This is a genomic window from Kitasatospora putterlickiae (assembly GCF_039527695.1).
Lineage (GTDB): Bacteria > Actinomycetota > Actinomycetes > Streptomycetales > Streptomycetaceae > Kitasatospora > Kitasatospora putterlickiae.
The window spans coordinates 31,116-36,206 of the sequence record NZ_BAAAKJ010000138.1 but is presented as its reverse complement, the minus strand read 5'-3'; the positions used below and the strand labels follow the sequence as shown (position 1 = coordinate 36,206).

The 5,091-nt window shown below is 73.6% G+C and carries 2 protein-coding genes, 2 pseudogenes and 1 riboswitch; of the genes and pseudogenes, 1 reads left to right on the top strand and 3 read right to left on the bottom strand.

Translation table 11 applies throughout. From position 1 onward, the window contains the following. Window positions 1-243: 243 nt before the first annotated feature. A pseudogene (locus tag ABD308_RS14965) lies at window positions 244-630 on the bottom strand (PRC-barrel domain-containing protein); the annotation flags it as partial. A gap of 216 nt (window positions 631-846) precedes the next feature. After that, window positions 847-950: riboswitch (glycine riboswitch) on the top strand. Between the two features lie 240 nt (window positions 951-1,190). On the opposite strand from ABD308_RS14965, the gene gcvP reads away from it, so the two are divergent. Continuing rightward, on the top strand, window positions 1,191-4,091 hold the full coding sequence (gene gcvP / locus ABD308_RS14960; protein ID WP_344333751.1) for an aminomethyl-transferring glycine dehydrogenase: 2,901 nt from the start codon (window positions 1,191-1,193) through the stop codon (window positions 4,089-4,091). A gap of 96 nt (window positions 4,092-4,187) precedes the next feature. Here the strand turns inward: gcvP and ABD308_RS14955 are convergent, their stop codons facing one another. Then, window positions 4,188-4,379 (bottom strand): DUF5999 family protein, encoded by a 192-nt coding sequence (locus tag ABD308_RS14955; RefSeq protein WP_344333750.1) that lies wholly within the window; start codon window positions 4,377-4,379, stop codon window positions 4,188-4,190. 342 nt (window positions 4,380-4,721) lie between these two features. Beyond that, window positions 4,722-5,091 (bottom strand): annotated as a pseudogene (locus ABD308_RS14950) (hypothetical protein); the annotation flags it as partial.

Genomic DNA, 5,091 nt, shown 5'->3' with positions numbered 1-5,091 from the left:
GGCCGGGGTGACGGGCGCGGGGTGGGCGGGCGCCGGGCCGTCGGAGGTCCGTGGCGGCGCCTGCGGGGCGGGGTCGGCCGGCTTGTCGAGGTCGCCCGCCCGGTGGAAGGTGAGCTGCTTGGCCGGACGGGAGGCGTTGGTGCCGTGGGCCGCGCCCGTCCCGTTGGCGCCGCCGGACGTCCCGTTGGTGGCGGGCGCGCTCAACGGGGCGGGGTCGGTGCCGGTGCTCGCGCTGGTGCCGGCCGCCGTGGTGCCGAAGTCGAGGTCGGCGGGCTCCGATTCCGAGGCCGCGCCCGGCGCCGAAGGCCGCCCCTCGCTCGGGGTATCGAGACCGTAGTAGCGGTAGAGCTGGAGCTCCTGGGCGGGCGACAGGTGCTGGCCCACGCCGAAGTCCGGCGAGTCCTTCACCAGGGACTTGTCGTACGGCACCCGCAGTTCGTCGCCGGCGAACTCGCTCGTGGTCAGGGGGACGAACGCGTCCCGGCCGAAGATGCCGGTCCGGACGGCGGCCCACTCGGGCCGGCCGGTGGCGTCGTCCAGGTACACCTCGTCGATGGTGCCGATCTTGTCCCCGTTGCGGTCGACCGCCTTGTGGCCGATCAGGTCCCTCGGGTCGATGTCGGTCTGCACTCTCTTCTCCTCCAGTGCGGTGAGCTCGCGGAACGCCCGCAGGACAACGCCACTTCACACCAAAAGCCATGAACCGGACACCCGCGACCGGGGTGCGGCCGGACGGGCGCGGTGCTGCGCCGACCGGGTCACCGCCGCCGTCAGTCGCGAAGTCGCCGAACGACCTGACGCAGCCGTGATCGCGCCGCCTCCCGCTGGTACCCTGGGCGCGACCGCCGAGCCCGCTCGGGAGAGTCCCCGACAGCGGAAGCCGCTGGTCGGGGCGCCGAAGGAGCAACTCCTCCCCGGAATCTCTCAGGCATCCGTACCGTGCGGGATAGGTCACTCTGGAAAGCAGGGCAGGATCGCGGGCGAGGGAGCCGGCGGACCCCACCCTCACCGACGGTGCAAGCCGGCGGGGCGTCCCACGGCCGCCCCGCGCGGGTGAAGCTCTCAGGTCCCGATGACAGAGGGGGAGGCCTGTCGGGTTCGTCCGACCGGTCGCTCCGCTGTTGTCCGCAGCGGTGAGGCGGCCGGCGTGCGCACCCCCGCCGGTCCGTGACCAGGAGGCCTCGACCACCATGAACGCCCAGCCGAACTCGGGACGCCCCACCACCCCCGCGACCCTCACCGAGCTCGAACAGGCCAGCCCCTTCGAGAACCGCCACATCGGCCCCGACGCCGCCGCGCAGGAGAAGATGCTGGCTCAGGTCGGCTACGGCTCGCTGGACGAGCTGGCCACCGCCGCCGTGCCCGAGACGATCCGCTCGATCACCGCGCTGGACCTGCCCGCCGGCCGCAGCGAGGCCGAGGTCCTGGCCGAGCTGCGCGAGCTGGCCGGCCGCAACACCGTGCTCACGTCGATGATCGGCCTGGGCTACTACGGCACCTTCACCCCGCCGGTGATCCTGCGCAACGTCATGGAGAACCCGGCCTGGTACACCGCGTACACCCCGTACCAGCCGGAGATCTCGCAGGGCCGCCTGGAGGCGCTGCTCAACTTCCAGACCGTGGTCGCCGACCTGACCGGCCTGCCCACCTCCGGCTCCTCGCTGCTGGACGAGGGCACCGCGGCCGCCGAGGCGATGGCCCTGGCCCGCCGCGTCACCAAGGTCAAGGGCGGCGTCTTCCTGGTCGACGCCGAGACCCTGCCGCAGACCACCGCGGTGATCAACACCCGCGCCGTGCCCACCGGCGTCGAGGTCGTCGTCGCCGACCTGTCCGAGGGCATCCCGGCCGAGATCGCCGAGCGCGGCGTGTTCGGCGTGCTGCTCCAGTACCCCGGCGCCACCGGTGTGGTCCGCGACCTCGCCCCGGTGATCGAGCAGGCCCACGGCCTGGGCGCGGTCGTCGCCGTCGCCGCCGACCTGCTCGCGCTGACCCTGCTGAAGTCCCCGGGCGAGCTCGGCGCCGACATCGCCTGCGGCACCTCCCAGCGCTTCGGCGTGCCGATGGGCTTCGGCGGCCCGCACGCCGGCTACCTCGCGGTGCGCGCCGAGTACGCCCGTTCGCTGCCCGGCCGCCTGGTCGGCGTCTCCGTGGACGCCGACGGCAACCGCGCCTACCGCCTGGCCCTGCAGACCCGCGAGCAGCACATCCGCCGCGAGAAGGCCACCAGCAACATCTGCACCGCCCAGGTGCTGCTCGCCGTGATGGCCTCGATGTACGCGGTCTACCACGGTCCGGACGGCCTGGCCGACATCGCCCGCCGCACCCACCGCTACGCCGCCGCCCTCGCCGAGGGCCTGCGGGCCGGCGGCGTCGAGCTGCTGCACGGCGAGTTCTTCGACACCGTCACCGCGGTCGTCCCGGGCCGCGCCGCCGAGATCGCCGCCGCCGCCCGCGCCCAGGGCGTCAACGTCTTCCAGGACGGCGCGGACCGGATCTCGGTCTCCACCGACGAGACCACCACCCGCGAGCACCTGGCGGGCGTCTGGGCCGCGTTCGGCGTCGAGGGCGTCGAGGTGGCGGAGAGCGCCGAGGCGCTGCCCGCCGCGCTGCTGCGCGAGGACGAGTACCTGACCCACCCGGTCTTCCACAGCCACCGCTCGGAGACCGCCATGCTGCGCTACCTGCGCCGCCTGTCGGACCGGGACTACGCGCTGGACCGCGGCATGATCCCGCTGGGCTCCTGCACCATGAAGCTCAACGCGACCACCGAGATGGAGTCGGTGACCTGGCCGGAGTTCGGCCAGCTGCACCCCTTCGCGCCGGTCGACCAGGCCGAGGGCTTCCTCACCCTGATCCGCGGGCTGGAGCGCCAGCTGGTCGAGGTGACCGGCTACGACGCCGTCTCCATCCAGCCGAACGCCGGCTCCCAGGGCGAACTGGCCGGCCTGCTGGCCGTCCGCGCCTACCACCACGCCAACGGCGACGCCCAGCGCGACGTCTGCCTCATCCCGTCCTCCGCGCACGGCACCAACGCCGCCTCCGCGGTGATGGCCGGCATGCGCGTGGTCGTGGTCAAGACCCTGGTCGACGGCGACGTCGACGTCGAGGACCTCAAGGCCAAGATCGAGCAGCACCGCGACAACCTCGCCGTGCTGATGGTCACCTACCCGTCCACCCACGGCGTGTACGAGACCCAGATCACCGAGATCTGCGGCCTGGTGCACGAGGCCGGCGGCCAGGTGTACGTCGACGGCGCCAACCTGAACGCGCTGGTCGGCCTGGCCAAGCCGGGCAAGTTCGGCGCGGACGTCTCGCACCTGAACCTGCACAAGACCTTCTGCATCCCGCACGGCGGCGGCGGCCCGGGCGTCGGCCCGGTGGCGGTGCGCGCGCACCTCGCGCCGTACCTGCCGAACCACCCGCTCCAGGAGGAGGCCGGCCCGGCCACCGGCGTCGGCCCGATCTCGGCCGCGCCGTGGGGCTCGGCGGGCATCCTGCCGATCTCCTGGTCGTACGTCCGGCTGATGGGCGGCGAGGGCCTCAAGCGCGCCACCCAGGTCGCGGTGCTGAGCGCCAACTACATCGCCAAGCGGCTGGCCCCGCACTTCCCGGTGCTCTACACCGGCCCCGGCGGCCTGGTGGCGCACGAGTGCATCATCGACCTGCGCCCGCTCACCAAGGAGACCGGCGTGACGGTGGACGACATCGCCAAGCGCCTGATCGACTACGGCTTCCACGCGCCGACGATGTCCTTCCCGGTGGCCGGCACCCTGATGATCGAGCCGACCGAGTCCGAGGACCTGTACGAGATCGACCGGTTCTGCGACGCGATGATCGAGATCCGGGCCGAGATCGAGAAGGTCGGTTCGGGCGCCTGGGCGGCGGACGACAACCCGCTGCGCAACGCCCCGCACACCGCGGCCGCGCTGGCCGGCGACTGGGCGCACGGCTACACCCGCCAGGAGGCGGTCTTCCCGGCCGGCGTGAACCCGGCGGACAAGTACTGGCCCCCGGTCAGCCGGATCGACGGCGCGTACGGCGACCGCAACCTGGTCTGCTCCTGCCCGCCGCTGGACGAGTACGGCGTCTGACCGCTACTCGGCGCACGACGCACGGCAGGGCCCCGGCGGATCCGTCCGCCGGGGCCCTGCCCTTTCGCGCTCGTTCCCCCGTGGAGCCCCGGCGGCTCAGACCGTGCTCGCGGCCGGCCGGCGCGGGGCGATCACCCGGCCGTCGGGCAGCAGCTCCCCGGTGTCCTCGAACAGCAGGACACCGTTGCAGAGCAGGCTCCACCCCTGCTCCGGGTGGCAGGCCACCGGGACGGCGGCCTCGCGGTCCTCGGACTCGGCCGACGGGCACTCAGGACGGTGCTGGCACATACACGTACCCTCGCTTCGCTCTGCGATCCTCCCCGTGACGCGGTGCCGCCGGAGGCCGGCGGGCGCCGCCGCGGTGGTCGGATTCTGTCCGGCGCCGGGCCAGGTGTGGGCCGGCGCTCAAGTGGGTAGGACAGGAGGTCCTTCCACGCTGGTTCCCAGTGTCGGCATCTACGGACGCGCGCGCAGCGATTTCGTGACATGCGCCACAACCCCCGGGCAGAGATCACCCGTTCAGGTGGTCGGGAGCGGTAAGTGGTGCCGGACGGGCCATCCGGCGGACGGCCCGGACGGGCCATGCCGGATGGCCCGTCCGGGTGGCGGGGCGCCTGGAGGGCGGAGACCTCAGAGCGCCCCGGAGGCGAGCCGCGCGCCGTCCGTCGTGCCGAGCAGCAGCGGACGGGGGTCGACCTTGACCCGGGCGACCGGCGTCCGGGTCAGCAGCGGCAGCACTTCGGAGGCCGGGTGGGCGCGGTGCGCGGTGACGCCCATCGGCGCCGGGGCCAGCGGGATCAGCAGATCGGCGCCGGGCCCGCCGTCCGGGCTGTGCAGCCACAGCGCCGTGGCGTACTGGCCGGGGAAGGTCAGCAGCCGCGGCTGGCGGCGGGACCGGGCGGACTGGGTGAGCTGCCAGGCCTCCCGCAGTGCCCGGAGCGTGGAGTCCAGGTACGGACCGGCGGTGAAGTGGGAGAAGGTGTGGCCCTCCGCCCCCTGC